General features: G+C 63.3%; 15 protein-coding genes. 9 read left to right on the top strand and 6 right to left on the bottom strand.

The annotated features are described in order from the left end of the window. Window positions 1–241: 241 nt before the first annotated feature. Together Q0602_RS21305 and Q0602_RS21300 are read right to left on the bottom strand one after the other, a co-directional pair. Window positions 242–838: an HAD family hydrolase gene (locus Q0602_RS21305; protein WP_298847831.1), complete on the bottom strand. Its 597-nt coding sequence runs from the start codon at window positions 836–838 to the stop codon at window positions 242–244. A gap of 87 nt (window positions 839–925) precedes the next feature. After that, complete coding sequence (locus Q0602_RS21300; protein WP_295036113.1) at window positions 926–1,609, bottom strand: GntR family transcriptional regulator; 684 nt, start codon at window positions 1,607–1,609, stop codon at window positions 926–928. 188 nt (window positions 1,610–1,797) lie between these two features. On the opposite strand from Q0602_RS21300, the gene Q0602_RS21295 reads away from it, so the two are divergent. Genes Q0602_RS21295 through Q0602_RS21285 form a run of 3 tightly spaced genes read left to right on the top strand, consistent with a single transcriptional unit; the run spans window position 1,798 to window position 4,580 of the window. Next, on the top strand, window positions 1,798–2,565 hold the full coding sequence (locus Q0602_RS21295) for a class II aldolase/adducin family protein (RefSeq protein WP_295036114.1): 768 nt from the start codon (window positions 1,798–1,800) through the stop codon (window positions 2,563–2,565). Between the two features lie 2 nt (window positions 2,566–2,567). Next, window positions 2,568–3,512 carry a glyoxylate/hydroxypyruvate reductase A gene (locus Q0602_RS21290; RefSeq protein ID WP_298847830.1) on the top strand — a complete coding sequence of 315 codons (945 nt, stop codon included), beginning with the start codon at window positions 2,568–2,570 and terminating at the stop codon, window positions 3,510–3,512. Window positions 3,513–3,548: 36 nt separating this feature from the next. After that, window positions 3,549–4,580 carry a histone deacetylase family protein gene (locus tag Q0602_RS21285; RefSeq protein ID WP_298847828.1) on the top strand — a complete coding sequence of 344 codons (1,032 nt, stop codon included), beginning with the start codon at window positions 3,549–3,551 and terminating at the stop codon, window positions 4,578–4,580. A gap of 16 nt (window positions 4,581–4,596) precedes the next feature. On the opposite strand, the gene Q0602_RS21280 is transcribed toward Q0602_RS21285, so the two are convergent. Beyond that, window positions 4,597–5,151 carry a flavin reductase family protein gene (locus tag Q0602_RS21280; protein WP_298847827.1) on the bottom strand — a complete coding sequence of 185 codons (555 nt, stop codon included), beginning with the start codon at window positions 5,149–5,151 and terminating at the stop codon, window positions 4,597–4,599. Between the two features lie 158 nt (window positions 5,152–5,309). Here Q0602_RS21280 and Q0602_RS21275 point away from each other — a divergent pair, with 158 nt between their 5' ends. After that, on the top strand, window positions 5,310–5,516 hold the full coding sequence (locus Q0602_RS21275) for a hypothetical protein (RefSeq protein ID WP_149435376.1): 207 nt from the start codon (window positions 5,310–5,312) through the stop codon (window positions 5,514–5,516). A 72-nt stretch (window positions 5,517–5,588) separates the two neighbouring features. Here the strand turns inward: Q0602_RS21275 and Q0602_RS21270 are convergent, their stop codons facing one another. After that, window positions 5,589–6,455, bottom strand: coding sequence for a glycine betaine ABC transporter substrate-binding protein (locus tag Q0602_RS21270; RefSeq protein ID WP_298847825.1), 867 nt, complete (start codon window positions 6,453–6,455; stop codon window positions 5,589–5,591). A gap of 177 nt (window positions 6,456–6,632) precedes the next feature. Between Q0602_RS21270 and Q0602_RS21265 the strand changes: the two genes are divergently transcribed. Together Q0602_RS21265 and hutC are read left to right on the top strand one after the other, a co-directional pair. Beyond that, on the top strand, window positions 6,633–7,262 hold the full coding sequence (locus tag Q0602_RS21265) for a HutD family protein (protein ID WP_298847823.1): 630 nt from the start codon (window positions 6,633–6,635) through the stop codon (window positions 7,260–7,262). Beyond that, a complete protein-coding gene (gene hutC, locus Q0602_RS21260) occupies window positions 7,259–7,975 on the top strand; it encodes a histidine utilization repressor (protein WP_295036119.1) in 717 nt (238 codons plus the stop codon). The genes Q0602_RS21265 and hutC overlap by 4 nt, the downstream gene beginning before the upstream one ends. A gap of 24 nt (window positions 7,976–7,999) precedes the next feature. On the opposite strand, the gene Q0602_RS21255 is transcribed toward hutC, so the two are convergent. Then, window positions 8,000–9,316, bottom strand: coding sequence for a YjiH family protein (locus Q0602_RS21255; protein WP_298847821.1), 1,317 nt, complete (start codon window positions 9,314–9,316; stop codon window positions 8,000–8,002). 57 nt (window positions 9,317–9,373) lie between these two features. Continuing rightward, on the bottom strand, window positions 9,374–10,735 hold the full coding sequence (locus Q0602_RS21250) for a formimidoylglutamate deiminase (RefSeq protein ID WP_298847819.1): 1,362 nt from the start codon (window positions 10,733–10,735) through the stop codon (window positions 9,374–9,376). A 258-nt stretch (window positions 10,736–10,993) separates the two neighbouring features. On the opposite strand from Q0602_RS21250, the gene hutU reads away from it, so the two are divergent. The 3 genes from hutU to hutH all read left to right on the top strand — a co-directional run bounded on the left by hutU (window position 10,994) and on the right by hutH (window position 15,944). Continuing rightward, window positions 10,994–12,661: a urocanate hydratase gene (hutU, locus tag Q0602_RS21245; RefSeq protein WP_298847816.1), complete on the top strand. Its 1,668-nt coding sequence runs from the start codon at window positions 10,994–10,996 to the stop codon at window positions 12,659–12,661. 117 nt (window positions 12,662–12,778) lie between these two features. Then, window positions 12,779–14,380 (top strand): BCCT family transporter, encoded by a 1,602-nt coding sequence (locus Q0602_RS21240; RefSeq protein WP_298847813.1) that lies wholly within the window; start codon window positions 12,779–12,781, stop codon window positions 14,378–14,380. 4 nt (window positions 14,381–14,384) lie between these two features. After that, window positions 14,385–15,944 (top strand): histidine ammonia-lyase, encoded by a 1,560-nt coding sequence (gene hutH / locus Q0602_RS21235; protein ID WP_298847811.1) that lies wholly within the window; start codon window positions 14,385–14,387, stop codon window positions 15,942–15,944. Window positions 15,945–15,966: the final 22 nt, after the last annotated feature.

The raw sequence follows: 15,966 nt of genomic DNA, 5'->3' as shown, positions 1-15,966 counted from the left end.
CCGATCGAGTGGAGGTTGGCCAGGGCATCGCGCTCGCCGTTCGAAGGCTTTCGAGCGCAAAACGTTAGCATGATTTCTTTCTTTACCCTGGTTAAACAGTGTTCCTTTGGTTTCGATTTATAGCATTGGTTGATTCGGCTGTGAAGGGGGATGCGATGTCATTCGAAAAGGGGAAGGGGTTCGACGCGGAGACCGGCAAGGAGGCTGGAGCGGGGCGGATCACGCCCCGCTGGCGTTGGGCTCAAAGTTGCGCCAGCAGCCGTCGACAATCCCGATGGTGCCAGTCGGTGAGGTTCGGCCAGCGGTTTTCCGCGACGTTGACCAGAATCGTGCGGGCACCGGCGGCGCGACCGCACTCGAGATCCATCGGGCTGTCGCCGACCATGACCACTGCCGAGGGTTCGACCCGCCAGCGATGGATGAAATGGTCGAGGCCGCCGGGATGCGGCTTGGGCGGCGCCTCGTTGCGTCCGAGAACCTCATCGGGAGCGAAGCAGCCGTCGAGGCCGATGGCTTCCAGGGTGATATGCGCCAGCTCCTTGGCATTGCGGGTCAGGATACCCAGACGACAGCCGCGCTCGCAGAGTGCCTGAACCAGCTCGACCGCGCCGGCTGCCGCGGTCGAGCGCAACGCCAGCTCGCGCTCGTGCTCGAGCAGCCAGGCGTGCTTGGCATCGCGCTCGGCGGCGGGCAGCGTCTCCAGGTGATGCAGGATATCGGCGCCGTCCGGAATCTCCAGCTCACGCCGGATCGCCGGGAAATCGTGCACGCCGAGGGTGAGCGTGCCATCCATGTCGAAGACCCAGTGGGTCAAGCTCGCGAGGCTAGCGGTGGGCATGAAAGGGACCAAGGCCGAGACAATATCTCATCCTACCTGTCTGGGCGGGCGATACCAGATTCGAACGCGAAACCGGCACCGGGCCGCTCAGCGCGTCTCTCGCTCCCGAAACATCTCCACCACGCGCTGCTGGGCGATACCGATGTGGTAGTCGATCGCGGCCTCGCAGGCGTTCGCATCTCGTGTCCGCAGGGCGTCCATGACGGGTTGGTGGCTCTCCGCGACCTGGGCGGGGTCGTCGTAGAGCTGGCCGATCAGCAGGATGCAGAAGCGCATCTCGTGGCACAGTTCGTCGAAAACGCGCACCAGCCGCTGGTTGCCGCTGAACTGGCACAGCATGCGATGAAAGGCGACGTCTTCCTCGATCTGCTGGAGCGCCGTGCCGTCGTTGGCGACCCGGCGCATGGTCTCGAGCTGGGCGTCGAGCGCCGCCTCCATCTCGGCCGTCAGCTTGCCGGCGAGCAGGCGCACGGCATGGCGCTCCAGGCACAGGCGCAGGTCGTAGACATCGTCGAGTTCAGCGGCGTTGAAGGTGCGAACGAAGAAGCCGCGCCGGGGTTGGGAGACCAGCATGCCACGGCTCTCGAGCAGGCGTGCCGCTTCCCGCACTGGGGCGCGGCTGACGCCGAAGTCCCGTGCCAGCTGCGCTTCGGCCAGATGCACGCCCGGCGCGAAGTCCCCCTTGAGCAGGGCCTCGGTCAGCATGTCGGCGATCTGGTTGACCAGGTCGCGCTGCTGGATCGTGGCGAATCCACTTGTGGTCGTGGTCATGGCGTCTCGTTCTGCTCGGTTTCCGGTCGTCGCACTATCGCTCAAATTGCCATTAGGGTCGACTGTCGAGTGTCGACAGTTTGAAAGTTGCCTGATAGGTTATCTCTCACCGCTTCCGTCATGGTAACGGCGGCCGGCGACCCTCCCACAAGCACAACGATGATCCAGCGCCAACCAGGAGATCGACGATGAACATGGTGACCGATGCGCCTCATGACACGGCCCGGCAGGCAGCGCGCCGGGATCTGGCGGCCGCCTACCGGCTGATCGCCCACTTCGGGCTCGACGACAGCATCTATACGCATATCTCCGCGCGGGCCGAGGCCGGCAAGGAGCACTTCCTGATCAACCCCTACGGCTATCGCTTCGAGGAGGTGACCGCGGCCAATCTGGTCACCATCGATCTCGAAGGCAACGTGATCGACGATCCGGAGGGCGCGGGGGTCAACAAGGCCGGCTTCACCATCCACAGCGCGATCCACGAGGCACGACCGGACGTGCACTGCGTGCTGCATACGCACTCGGTGGCCGGGGTGGCGGTCTCCTGTCTCGAAGAGGGGCTGCTGCCGCTGAACCAGTGGTCGATGGAGTTCCATGGCCGCACCGCCTACCACGACTACGAGGGCATCGCGCTGGATCTGGCCGAGCGCGAGCGGCTGGTGGCCGATCTCGGCGACAAGCCGATCATGGTGCTGCGCAACCACGGCATGCTGGTGTGCGGGCGTACCGTGGGAGAGGCGTTCAAGCGGATGCACAATCTGGAGCGCAGCTGCCAGGCACAGCTGGCGCTGATGGGCAGCGGCATGAAGGTTCGGCGCGTGGACGATGCGCTGGCCGAGCATACCGCCCGGCAGTATGAACAGTGGGATTCGGATCACGGCGTCACCGACCACGATCCGGAGTGGGACGCCTACCTGCGGCTGCTGAAGCGCATCCAGCCGGACTTCGAGGGCTGAGCATGGCGCGGACGATTCAAGGCGTGCTGCTGGGCTCCCCGGAGATCATGCGCGACTATATCGCTGCCTTCGAACGCACGGCGCCGCATATCCAGCTGGCGCTGCCGCAGGAGGTCGTCGACCCAGAAGCGGTGACGCTGGCGCTGGCGTGGGACCCGGGTGCCGACGATTTTCGGCCCTATCCCAACCTGCGCCTGGTGTCGTCGATCGCGGCCGGCGTCAACGGCATCCTGGCGAGTGCGAGCCTGCCTGGGGACGTGCCGCTGATGCGCATTGCCGGCGAGTCCCAGGCGCAGATGATGGCGGGTTTCGTGACTTGGCACGTGCTGTGGCACCACCGCCGCTTCGGCGACTATCTGGCCAATCAGCGCCAGCGGCACTGGCAGCGGTTGCCCAAGCACGATGCCGGCGATGTCCGCATCGGCCTGCTGGGGGCGGGCAAGATGGGTGGCGCGGTGGCGAGGGCGCTCACGGCGCTGGATTATGACGTCGCGATCCACTCCCGCAGCGGGCGCAATCTGCCGGCTGGCGTCGAGGGCTTCAGCGGCACCGACGGTCTCGAACGGCTCGCGGCGCGCAGCGACATCCTGATCAATCTGCTGCCACTGACCGCTGAAACCCGCGGTATCCTGAATGCCGAACTGTTCTCGCGGCTGCCTTCGGGGGCGGCGCTGGTCCATGTCGGTCGCGGCGAGCACCTCATCGAGGCCGACCTGCTCGCGGCGCTGGAGAACGGCCAGCTTTCGGCAGCCTCGCTGGACGTGTTCGCGATCGAACCGCTGCCGCAGGATCACCCGTTCTGGCATCACCAGCGGATCGTGATTACGCCCCACGACGCCTGCGATTCGACGCCGAACCAGGTGGCCCACGAGGTCGCCGAAGCGATGGCGCGGCTGGATGACGGCCAGCTGCCGGCAAGCGTCGTGGATCGCCACGCGGGCTATTGAGGATCAGGTGGACTGCGGATGACAAGGACAACATCGATGAAGACCTTCTTCCACGACGACCAGTTGCTGCACCAGCCGCAGACCTATTTTTCCCGCGGCAAGATGCGCCAACCCCAGGAAGTTCGCGACCGCGCCGAGCACCTGCTGACGGCGGCCAGACGTCTCGGCTTCGAGATTCAGACGCCTCCGGATCGTGGCGTCGCGCCGCTGCGCGCGGTGCACTCGCTGCCCTACCTGCGCTTTCTCGAGGGTGCCCATCGACGCTGGCACGATGTCAGCGAGAACGGGGGCGAAGATTGGGGCGAAGAGGTGATCTCCAGCATCTTTGTGCGCTCGCCCAATGCGCTGCGCGGGATTCTCGCCGAAGCCGCGCGCTATCTGGCGGATGGCAGCGCCCCGGTGGGGGAGCACACCTGGCAGGCGGCTTACTGGGCGGCCCAGAGCGCGGCGGCCGGCGCCGAAGCGCTGCTGGCGGGCGAGCGCTTCGCCTATACGCTGTCGCGCCCGCCGGGGCACCACGCCGGCATCGACTCCGCCGGGGGCTTCTGCTTTCTCAACAACGCCGCCATCGCGGCGCAGCGTCTGACCTCGCGCTATCCGCGCGTCGTCGTGCTCGACACCGACATGCATCACGGCCAGGGCGTGCAGGAGATCTTCTACGAGCGCGATGACGTCATGTACATCTCGATCCATGGCGACACCACCAACTTCTACCCGGCGGTCACCGGCTTCGAGAACGAGCGCGGGCGCGGCGCGGGGCTGGGTTACAACCTCAATCTACCGATGCCCCACGGCTCACCCGAAGCGGTGTTCTTCGAGCGTCTCGAACAAGCCTGCCAGGCGATTCGTCTGTTCGAACCGGATGCGCTGGTACTGGCGTTGGGCTTCGATATCCACGAGAAGGACCCCCAGGCCAGGGTGTCGGTCTCCACGCCGGGATTCGGCAAGCTCGGCCGCGCGGTGGCGGGCTTGAACCTGCCTACGCTGATCGTGCAGGAGGGCGGTTACTACCTGGAAGGGCTCGAAGCCAACGCGGTGAGCTTCTTCGAGGGGCTGTTGAAAACATAGCTGCCCGCGATGGCTTCTACAGATTCTGCACCCGGAAGTCCCTCGATCGGTCGACCTCGTCGCCGGCGACCATGAAGCGGCCATGGCCGCGGTAGTGGAGCGTGCGGGGAAGCTCGATCGAAGTGTCGACATGGGCCTTGACGATCTCCCAGATGAACAGCTCGTGGCGGTCGATCTGGCTGTCGTCGACCAGACGGCATTCGAAGCTGGCGTAACACTCGGCGACCAGCGGTGCCGAGACGATCTCTCCCTCCTCCGGTGTCAGACCGAAGGCATCGAACTTGTCGAGTTGGTCGCCATCGCTGTTGCCCACCCCCACCGCGGCGTCGGCGATCTCCAGCGTCGGCACGTTGATAGTGCATTCGCGGCTTTCGCGCACCAGACGATGGCTGTGGTTGCCGGCGGTAATCAGGCAGCCGAAGTGTGCAGGCGCGAAGCCGAGCATCATGTGCCAGCCCATCACCATCAGATTGCGTTCGCCCCGCCAGTGGGAGCCGACCAGCACGATCGGCCCCGTTTCCAGATGGCAGCGGCATTGGTCCAGCGGAAAATCGGTCTTCGACGGTCTCAAGCCAGGTACCTCTCGGCCGATACTGTGGCTTCAGCATAGACCACCGACATCGATGACTCGCATACCGGTTATCGACGCCTTCAATTTTTCGTCACAGTCGTGTGGTTATATCCTCCGTGTCATTCCCCCCGATACCCCCCCATTCAAGGAGAAGCAGCGTGAAGATTTCAGGGCGCATCAAGGCGTTGATCGTTATGGCCGTGGTTGTCTACGTGCTCGCGCACGTGGTTCGCGCCATGCTGTCGACGATGCTGCGTTCGAATGTGCTGCTGCATCCGTTGCGCCGGTCTCCGGCATCGCCGCGCCGCACCCCGCGGCTCGAGAGCGACGAGGCCGAAACCCTGAAGCACTGCACGCGCTGCTGACGATCGCCGAGTTGTCGGCATGAAAAATCCTGGCTGATGGCCAGGATTTTTTCGCGCTGGTGATGAACGCGGTTATGGCCTGGCGGCGAGCCAGCCATCGACGAGATCGCGGTTGGCGGCGATCCACTGTGCCGCACCCTTGTCCGGGTCGCCCGTGTTCTCGATTTCCAGCATCAACTGGGACAGCTGTTCCGGTGTCATGTGCCAGGCATCCAGCATCGCCTTGAGCCCGGGGTTGTCATCGCCGAAACCGTGGTGCGATACCCACTTGATCTGCTCGCCGGCGCTGAAGGTCTTCTTCGGATCGTCGAGAATCTTCAGATCGTACTCGGCGAATGCCCAGTGCGGTTGCCACAGGGTGACGGCAACCGGCTGCTTCTCGCGATAGGCTTCCTTGAGCTGGGCCATCATCGCCGATTCGCTGCTGCTGAGCTGACGGAATGGCAGTCGATACTGTTCGATGGCAGCGTCGGTCTCGTCGGCGATGGTCGAGCCGGGCTCGATGCCGAAGATCGTCGGCTCGCCCTGATACTCGAAATCCTCGGCATGACGCTCGAGATCGGCAACGGAATTGATATCGTCGACGTAGGATGGCACGACTAGCGCGTCGAGCGCATCGTCGTACCAGGTGCCGTGGAGATCGATGCGATCGCTGTAGGGTTCGACGAACGAATTGTCGCTCGGCAGCCAGACTTCCAGCGAGATGTCGATATCGCCCGCCGCCAGCCCGCCGAACAGGATCGGCTTGGAGACTTCGCTGAGCGAGACATCGAATCCCTTTTCACCGAGCAGTTGCTGCCACATGTGGGAAATGGCGATATTCTCGGCCCAGTTGTTGGTACCGATGGTAATGGGGGGATTCGCCGCGCTCACGGCACTCATGCTCATGCCGGCGATGAGGAGACCGCCACCGACCAGTAGATTTTTGAAAGGGGACATGCGACATCCTTTTTGGTTTATTGATGTTGTTGTCTGAAAAGGTACGGTAGTGACTGGGGTCACGCGTCGAATGTTTATATAATGTATATACATTAATTTCAATGCTTCGACCATCGTGTCAGCCGTGTCATGCAAGCGCGGCTGAAACAGATGACCCACTATCGGATCGAGACGCGTATGACCTTGTCGCTGGAAACCGTTCACTGCTTGCCATGGCGCAATCTGGAGGCGGTGCGCTGGAAGAATGGTGGTGGTACGACTCGTGAAGTGGCATGCGATGCCAGTGCCAGCGAGCCCGGCTGGCGCCTTTCGATTGCCGATCTGGACCGGGCCGGCCCGTTCTCTTCTTTCAGCGGTTGGCAGCGCTGCTTTGGCGTGCTTGGTCGTCATCCCGTCACGCTGGCCTTCGGTGACCGCGAGGTTGGGCTATCGCTCGCTGAGTCGGTCGTTTTCTCGGGAGGCGAACCCGTCGACTGCCGCCTGCCAGAAGGCCCCAGCCTGGCGCTGAACCTGATGTTCGATCCAGCGCGATGGGATGGCAGCATGAAGCCGTGCCACTGGGATGACGTCGTCTGCCCCAAAGGTTGTGAGGCGGCTTGGTTCGTACTGGCCGCCTGCCCGACGCAGCCGAGTCAGGGCGGATGTACCTGGATGGCAGGCGATACGCTGGTTTTGAAAAGCCATCCCGCGAGGCGCAACGAACGATGCTTCGATGCCTCTGCGCCTACGTTTCTGGCAGACACGTCCGTTGCCGGTTTTCTGATCGCGATCTACCCGGCACAGCTATCATCAAAGGAGCGTAAGTGAGCCCCCAGCCTCCACGTTATAAAGTTATCAAGCAGTATCTGCTCGACAGGATCCATAGCGGTGAGTTTCCCGTGGACCACCAGATCCCGCCAGAGGAGGCGCTGGCGGAGACATTCGGCGTCAGTCGCATGACCGCCAATAAAGCGATCCGCGACCTGGTGCAGGAGGGGTATCTCTGGCGCCAGTCGGGTATCGGCACTTTCGTCGCCGATCGCCGCTCCGAATCGCCACTGGTCGAGATCAACAACATCGCCGACGAGGTGCGGGGACGCGGTCACGAATATGCCAGCCGTGTGCTGACATTGGAGAGCGTTGTGGCTGACGACGAGATTGCCATGCGCATGGGGGTCAAGGTCGGCACCAGGCTCTATCACTCGCGCCTGATTCATCTCGAGAATGGTCGGCCGATCCAGTTGGAGAATCGTTACGTCAACCCGCGTTGGGTGCCGGCCTACCTGGACGCTGACTTCCACCGCCACACGCCCAATGAGGTACTGGTAGCGGCTTGTCCTATCAGCGATATGGAACATATCGTCGAGGCGATCCTCCCTGACATCGAGATCGCCCTGCAACTCGATGTCGCAGAAGCCATGCCGTGTCTGAGCGTTCGACGGCGCACCTGGTCCGGCGATCGCCTGATCAGCTACGCGCATCTCATCCATCCCGGTGACCGTTACAAGCTGCGTTCCATGGCGCACGCACCAACGGCTTGAGCCGGTTGGACAGTGGCCCCGGTTTCAACTGACCCAGGCAGCGACGAGATAGCCGGCGGGAACCGCAAGCGCCACACTCAGGAATGTGCGCTGAAACCAGATCACCAGGATTTTTCCCACCGACAGCGGGATCTGCGTCGACATGATGCAGGGAATGGACGCGGAGAAGAAAAGGATCGTCGATACCGACACGACCCCAGCAGCGAAACGCGCCGGCAACGAGGCATCCGCCATCAACAGGGCGGGCAGAAACATCTCCGCCATGCCGGACGCCACTGCCTGGGATAGCTCTCGCGCTTCCTCCAGTCCGAACAGCGCGATCAGCGGATAGAACAGAAGGCCCAGCCATTCGAACACCGGCGTGTATTTGGCCAGCAGCAGTCCGAGCAAGCCCACCGACAGAATGGTCGGGAGAATACTCATGGTCATCAGCAGGCCTTCCTTCAGGTTGGTCACGACGCTTTCGCCGAGTCGGGGCGCGCGGTCCGCTGCCTTGAGGCCTTCTTCCCAGGCATGGCGTAGACGAGAGCCGGAAAATGTCTTCGCCTCCGCGACCGCCACGCGATCATCCATCCGCGCCAGCGGCGGCAACCGTACACTGATGGCGGTAACGATGAACGTGATCAGTAGGGTGAGCCAGAAGTAGAGATTCCAGATCGCCATCAAGTCGAGCGTTCTGGCGACGATGATCATGAAGGTGGCCGAGACGGTCGAGAAACCCGTGGCGATGATGGCCGCTTCGCGTGCCGAATATCGTCCGGCCCGGTACACCCGGTTGGTAATCAGTAGCCCGATCGAGTAACTGCCGACGAAAGACGCCACCGCGTCGATTGCCGATCGCCCCGGCGTACGCCATAGCGGACGCATCAACGGCTGACATAGCACGCCGACGCTCTCCATGAGCCCGTAGTTGATCAGCAACGCCAGAAAGACTGCGCCGACGGGAACGATCAAGCCCACCGAGATCACCAGTTTATCGAACAGAAAAGGCAGCATGTCCGGTGCGAACAGTGCCTCTGGGCCGATGCCGCTGATCGCCATGCCCGCGACCAGCGTACCCATCACCTTGAAGAGCGTCAGAACGGCTTCGGTTCGGCTCTGGCGCCAGCGTCCGGTGTAGAGCGGATGGATGGCCCCGGCGACGATAACGGCCAGCGCGAGTAAATTGACGCTGGAGCCAAGCCCATGACGAATGGCCGTCACCAGATGATCGAGCAGTATCGTGCGGGTACCGGCGATCGATATCGGAACGAAGAAGATGAGAATGCCGAGTACGCTCGGCATGATCATTTTTGCCCGTGTCCGCAGCGTGGGCTCGAAAGGCTTGTCGGTCGTATCCATCGTCGTTCCCGTTGTCGATTATTGTATTGGCGAGCGTGGGTATCGTTGCGTGGGGCCTCAGGCGAGTGTTTTGAGCAGTGCACCCAGTTCGCGTCGATTGACGTCATCCAGCGCATGCCGGCGATCACGGATTTGCCAGTGACCGGCGACCATGACGTCGCGAATCTGCGAGCGGGCCCCCCCGAACAGCCAACGCCCGAGGCGTGAGGCGTCGTCGCTGGCGGCGAGATCGGGATCTTGCCCATCGAGCACGAGCCAGTCGGCGCGCTTGCCGACCGCCAATTCTCCAATCGGCTGCCCCGAGGCGAGGGCGCCGCCGGTCACCGCCTGTCGGTAGAGCCAATCGCCTACCCCTCTCCGCTCGACGTCGTGCAGTACGTTCCTCCGTTGTGTCATCAGACGCTGACCGTATTCGAGCCACCGCAGCTCCTCGACCACATTCCGCGAGACGTGACTGTCCGAGCCGATGCCCCAGCGCCCGTCTAGCTCAGCGTAACGCGCCGCGGGGAAGACACCGTCGCCGAGGTTGGCTTCGGTGGTGGGGCAGAGACCGACCACGGCACCGCTGGCGGCAATACCCCGCACTTCGGCGTCGTCGAGATGGGTGGCATGAATCAGACACCACCTTGAGTCGAGCTCAATGTTGTCCAGCAGCCACTGGACGGGACGTTGGCCGCTCCAGGCGATGCTTGCCTCGACCTCTTTCACCTGTTCGGAGATGTGGATGTGACGCGGGCCGGCGGGATTGGCTGCAAGCACCGTTTCGATCTCCTCGAGCGTCACCGCGCGGAGCGAGTGCAGCGCCGTGCCCAGGCACAGACGCGGGTTCTCGGAGCACCGTGGTGTGAGCTGCGCCAGTAATTCGAGGTAGGTTTCCGGCGAGTGGATGAAACGCCGCTGGCCGTTGCTGGGTGGTTGACCGCCAAAATCGCTGTGGGCGTAGAGTACCGGCAGCAAGGTCATGCCGATTCCACTGGCATCCGCCGCTTCCAGCAAGGCATGCGACATCGTCGCCGGGTCGGCATAGGCGTGGCCCTGCGGATCGTGATGCAGATAGTGGAACTCGCCGACTTGGGTGTAGCCCCCTCTGAGCAGCTCGACGTAGAGTGCGCGGGCGATAACGCCCACGTCTTCAGGTGTGAGGCGATCCACCAGGCCATACATGTGGTTACGCCAGCTCCAGAAACTGTCCGCCTTGTCAGAGGCGATCTCGGCGACACCGGCCATGGCGCGCTGAAAGGCGTGAGAGTGGAGGTTGGGCATGCCGGGCAGCACGGGTCCGCCGAGGCGTTCCGCCTCGTCTGCAGTGGCATCGGCGGTCACGTTGTCGATGAATCCTCGATCATCGACACGGATCCGGACGTCGTGTCGCCATCCGTCGGGCAGTAGCGCGGCAGTGGCGAAGTAGGTCTTTGGCATCCCGGGTCCCTTTGGTGCAGTTTATTGTATATACATATAGCGTGTCCGGTGACAGGATTCAAGCGTCTCGATCTGCATCGTTTTGGTGCGTTTAGCGCCCGTATTTGCACCATTGTTGGAGAAATCAGGAATCCCCCCGATTTTTGATGACACACTTGGCTGCCGACGTTTGACAGGGTAATGTATATACATATTCAATGGTAGAGCTCGCCGTCTCGGCCAACGTTCTCGTCCCGTTATCGACTGCCCGGAGTACTCATGACTCATTCTCGTTTTCGTGATATCGACATTCGCGCCCCCCACGGTTCGACGTTGACTGCCAAGAGCTGGTTGACCGAGGCGCCGATGCGCATGCTGATGAACAACCTCGACCCGGACGTGGCCGAGAACCCGAAGGAACTGGTCGTCTATGGCGGCATCGGCCGCGCGGCACGCGATTGGGAATGTTTCGATGCGATCGTTGCCACGCTGAAAACGCTCGAGACGGATGAAACACTGTTGGTGCAGTCGGGCAAGCCGGTCGGCGTGTTCAGGACGCATGCCGATGCGCCGCGGGTTCTGATTGCCAACTCCAACCTGGTTCCACACTGGGCCGACTGGGAGCATTTCAACGAGCTCGATGCCAAGGGGCTGATGATGTACGGCCAGATGACCGCGGGCTCGTGGATCTACATCGGCTCCCAGGGCATCGTTCAAGGGACCTACGAGACGTTCGTCGAGGCCGGGCGCCAGCATTACGACGGCAGGCTCGCCGGGCGCTGGATCCTGACGGCGGGGCTCGGCGGCATGGGCGGCGCGCAGCCGCTGGCGGCAACGTTGGCGGGCGCCTGTTCGCTCAACATCGAGTGCCAGCAATCACGTATCGACTTTCGCCTGCGTACGCGCTATGTCGACGAACAGGCGGAAGATCTGGACGATGCCCTGGCCCGGATAGAGCGCTACACCGCCGAAGGCAAGGCGGTTTCCATCGCCCTGCACGGTAATGCGGCTGAAATTCTGCCTGAACTGGTACGCCGTGGCGCACGCCCGGACATGGTCACCGACCAGACCAGTGCCCACGATCCGCTCAACGGTTACCTGCCTGCCGGTTGGCGCTGGGAGGACTATCGCGCGCGTGGCAAGACCGAGCCGCAGGCGGTGGTCAAGGCGGCCAAGGCGTCGATGGCCGAACATGTGCGCGCCATGCTGGCGTTTGCCGAGCAGGGCATCCCCACCTTCGACTACGGCAACAACATCCGCCAGATGGCGCAGGAGGAGGGCGTTGCCAACGCCTTCGACTTCCCAGGCTTCGTTCCCGCCTATATCCGGCCGCTGTTCTGCCGGGGCATTGGCCCGTTCCGCTGGGCCGCGCTGTCCGGCGATCCGCAGGACATCTACAAGACCGATGCCAAGGTGAAGGAACTGATTCCCGATGACGCGCACCTGCATCGCTGGCTCGACATGGCACGAGAGCGCATCAGCTTCCAGGGGTTGCCGGCGCGTATCTGCTGGGTGGGTCTGGGCCTGCGCGAGAAGCTGGGGCTGGCGTTCAATGAAATGGTGCGTAGCGGCGAGCTCTCCGCGCCAGTGGTCATCGGACGGGACCATCTCGACTCCGGTTCGGTGGCCAGCCCCAACCGGGAAACCGAGAGCATGAAGGATGGCTCCGACGCCGTCTCCGACTGGCCGCTGCTCAACGCCCTCCTCAACACTGCCAGCGGTGCCACCTGGGTCTCGCTCCATCATGGCGGCGGCGTCGGCATGGGCTTCTCTCAGCACGCTGGCATGGTGATCGTCTGTGACGGCAGCGACGACGCGGCGCGCCGCATCGCCCGGGTTCTGCACAACGACCCGGCCACCGGCGTCATGCGTCATGCCGACGCGGGTTATGACATCGCCATCGATTGCGCCAGGGAGCAGGGGCTTGACCTGCCGATGGTCAAGTAACGCATTCGGGCCGGCAGCCGCATCGGGGTGCCGGTTCCCGCGAGACCCCGACTGCTGATATCACCCACTCGTCGTGGGCTTACGCGCCGTTCTAAACCTTCATTTCAGGGTATAAAAATGTCAAAACCCGCACCGAGAAGCATCAAGCTCAGCGTGTTCATCCCGACCTTCTTGATCGTTGCCGTCGCCGCGATCATCGGTCTGGTCGACAACGAACTGCTGATCGACGTCACACAGGATATTTTCTACCTGACGCTCTCCGACTTCGCCTGGCTCTATCAACTGGTCGCCGTGTCGGCCCTGGCCGTGGTCGGATACGTCTTCTGCTCGAAGGTGGGCAATATTCGTCTCGGCGGGCCGGATGCGAAGCCGAAATTCTCGCTGATGTCGACCTTCGCGATGGCGCTGACCGGCGGTATTGCGACGGGAGTCGTGACCTACGCCGTCAACGAACCCATCATCTACATGGGTAACGTCTACGGTGAAATCGACAATCAGGGCTTCGCGCCGGGTAGCGGCGAGTCGGCGGTTTTCGCGCTGGCACGCAGCTTCCACAACTGGAGCTTCATTCCCTACGCCATGTACGCCGTGGTCGGCATGATGATCGCCTACATGCACTACAACCGCCGCCAACGGTTCTCCATTTCGGCAGCCATCTCGCCGATCATCGGCGATCATCACCGTCGACCGACGGTCACCGCCATCATCGACATCGTCTCGGTTCTGGCGATTGCGCTCGGTCTGGCGTCGTCGCTGGGCGCCGGCGTCGCTCTGATCGGCTCAGGGGTGCAGGAGGAATACGGCATCAGCGTTGGCCCGACGACCTGGCTGGTGCTGGTGGCCATCATCACGGTGATTTTCATTGCCTCCTCGGTTTCGGGGCTCAAGCGCGGCATCCGCTACCTGTCTTCGCTGAACGCTTATCTCTACTACGGCATGCTGGCTCTGTTGCTGATCATCGGGCCGGTGGTCTACATGCTGAATCTGTCCACCACCAGTATCGGCTATTGGCTGAACAACTTCTTCACCTGGTCTTTCGACACCAAGGAGCTGGGCGGTGAAGCGCTGGTGACCTGGTGGACGATGTACGACTGGTCGATCTGGATCGCCTACGCGCCGCTGATGGGCCTGTTCCTGGCGCGCATCTCCTACGGGCGGACGCTGCGCGAATTTCTGATGATCAACTGGGTTCTGCCGGCGATCTTCGGCATCGTCTGGTTCACGGTCTGGGGCGGCAGTGCGATCAAGTGGCAATTGGACGGCACGCTCGATCTGGCCTCGATCATCGATCAGGATGGCGCCGTAGCTGGCTTGTGGGGCTTTCTGCATCAACTGCCGCTGGCCTGGTTGCTGGTGCCGGCCACGATTCTGGCGCTGATTCTGTCGTTCGCCACGGCAGCGGATTCCATGTCGGCGACCATCGCCACGATCTGTACTCGTGGTATGACCGCCGAGGATGAATCGCCCACCTTCCAGAAGATTCTGTGGGGCGTGTCGATCAGCGTCATCGCCTACGTCATGGTTGCCTTCGGGGGTGGCGAGCAGGGCGTCGATGGCATCAAGTATCTCGCGGCGGCGGGTGGCTTCTTCGTGGTGTTCCTGTTCGTTCTCGTGCTCGCCGCGAGCGTCAAGGCGCTGATCTACGGACGTGAAAGCGCCATCGCCACGACGCTGCCCGAGGACGCGGCCAGCGGCTCCACACCGGCGATCGAGGGTTGAGGCGATGAAGACCGTCACGCTTGGCAACGAGACAGTTTCCTGGCGCGCCATCGTCGACGTGGCCTGCCATGGCGCGCAGCTGGCGCTCCATGAAGGGCGCTGGGCCAGGGTCCGAGAGGCTCGCCAGGCCGTGGAGGCGTTCGCTCGGGAGGAGACGCGTTATTACGGCATCAATACCGGCCTCGGTGCGCTCTGCCACGTGCGCCTGGCGCCGGACCAGCTCCAGCGTCTCTCCTACCACACCCTGATGAGTCACGCCTGTTGCGTCGGCGACCCCCTGCGCGACGATCAGGTGCGCGCGATCATGGCGACCGCCGTGGTCAATTACAGCCACGGTCATTCGGGCATCAGTCCCCAGATCGTCGAGCGGCTCCTCGACTTTCTCAACCATGGGGTGACGCCGGTGGTGCCGGGACAGGGGTCGGTGGGGTATCTCACCCACATGGCGCATATCGGCCTGGCGATGATCGGCATCGGCGAGGTTCGCCACGAGGGCGGCGTCATGAGCGCCGAAGCAGCGCTGGCGCGGATCGGCAAGGCGCCGGTGACCTTGGGCGCCAAGGACGGCTTGAGTCTGGTCAATGGCACCCCGGCCATGACCGGGTTGGCCTGCCTGGCACTGGATGGCGCCAATCGCTTGAGCGCCTGGGCGGACGTCGGCGCGGCGATGAGCTTCGACGCGCTGGGTGGCCAGCTGGCGGCGTTCGATGCCGATGTCCTCGCGCTCAAGCCGCAGCTCGGGATGCAGATCTGCGGCGCCACCCTGCGCGAGCTTCTGCACGATAGTCCGTGGCTCGCTGCTCGACGCGGCGGGCACCTGCAGGACGCCCTGAGTCTGCGTGCCATCCCTCAGGTCCACGGCGCCTGTCGCGACCAGCTGGCACACGCGGCACAACAGATCGACCGCGAGTTGAACAGCGCCACCGACAATCCTTTGCTGCTGAAGAACGCCGAAGGCTACCGGGTCGTCTCGCAAGCCAATCCCCATGGCGAGTCGATCGCCCTGGCCTGCGACCAGTTGGCGATGGCGGTGGCGGAGTGGAGCGCGATATCGGAGCGGCGCATCTACCGTCTCGTGACGCCCGAAGTGAGTGGTCTTCACAGTGGCCTGCCGCCGTTTCTCTCCGCCGAGAGCGGGGTGAAGTCCGGGCTGATGATCGCGCAGTACACGGCCGCTTCGCTCGCCGCCGACAACAAGCGCCTGGCGCAGCCGGCGGTGATCGACAACTACCTCACTTCCGCACTGCAGGAGGATCACCTCAGCCTCGGCGACAGCGCCGCGCTGAAGCTGGATGCCGCGCTGGACAACGCCTTTCGCATCATCGCCATCGAGTGGCTGTGCGCGGCGCAGGCCTTCGATCTGCTGCCGAGCGAGCGCTTCGCGACCGGCACCAGCGCGGCATGGCGCTGGCTGCGCGCCCTGGTCGACATCTACGAGGAGGAGCATCCGCTCTCCCGGGATATCGAGCGAGCCTTCTCGGCGATGCGCTCCGCCGCGATCCCAGAGGCGGTGGCGGCGACCCTGAGTGGTCCGCCGGAAACGCGCGCCCTCACCCTGACGTAATCATCCCCGACCGAATGGAGGC

Source organism: uncultured Salinicola sp. (genome assembly GCF_937921195.1).
In the GTDB taxonomy this organism is placed as follows: domain Bacteria; phylum Pseudomonadota; class Gammaproteobacteria; order Pseudomonadales; family Halomonadaceae; genus Salinicola.
This window is presented reverse-complemented; position numbering and strand designations above follow the sequence as displayed.

Bases quoted from the DNA above. Each gene is read 5' to 3' on its own strand.
- Q0602_RS21305 (WP_298847831.1), bottom strand. From the start codon at position 838: ATGCCCACCGCTAGCCTCGCGAGCTTGACCCACTGGGTCTTCGACATG.
- Q0602_RS21300 (WP_295036113.1), bottom strand. From the start codon at position 1,609: ATGACCACGACCACAAGTGGATTCGCCACGATCCAGCAGCGCGACCTG.
- Q0602_RS21295 (WP_295036114.1), top strand. From the start codon at position 1,798: ATGAACATGGTGACCGATGCGCCTCATGACACGGCCCGGCAGGCAGCG.
- Q0602_RS21290 (WP_298847830.1), top strand. From the start codon at position 2,568: ATGGCGCGGACGATTCAAGGCGTGCTGCTGGGCTCCCCGGAGATCATG.
- Q0602_RS21285 (WP_298847828.1), top strand. From the start codon at position 3,549: ATGAAGACCTTCTTCCACGACGACCAGTTGCTGCACCAGCCGCAGACC.
- Q0602_RS21270 (WP_298847825.1), bottom strand. From the start codon at position 6,455: ATGTCCCCTTTCAAAAATCTACTGGTCGGTGGCGGTCTCCTCATCGCC.
- Q0602_RS21265 (WP_298847823.1), top strand. From the start codon at position 6,633: ATGACCTTGTCGCTGGAAACCGTTCACTGCTTGCCATGGCGCAATCTG.
- Q0602_RS21255 (WP_298847821.1), bottom strand. From the start codon at position 9,316: ATGGATACGACCGACAAGCCTTTCGAGCCCACGCTGCGGACACGGGCA.
- Q0602_RS21250 (WP_298847819.1), bottom strand. From the start codon at position 10,735: ATGCCAAAGACCTACTTCGCCACTGCCGCGCTACTGCCCGACGGATGG.
- hutU (WP_298847816.1), top strand. From the start codon at position 10,994: ATGACTCATTCTCGTTTTCGTGATATCGACATTCGCGCCCCCCACGGT.
- Q0602_RS21240 (WP_298847813.1), top strand. From the start codon at position 12,779: ATGTCAAAACCCGCACCGAGAAGCATCAAGCTCAGCGTGTTCATCCCG.
- hutH (WP_298847811.1), top strand. From the start codon at position 14,385: ATGAAGACCGTCACGCTTGGCAACGAGACAGTTTCCTGGCGCGCCATC.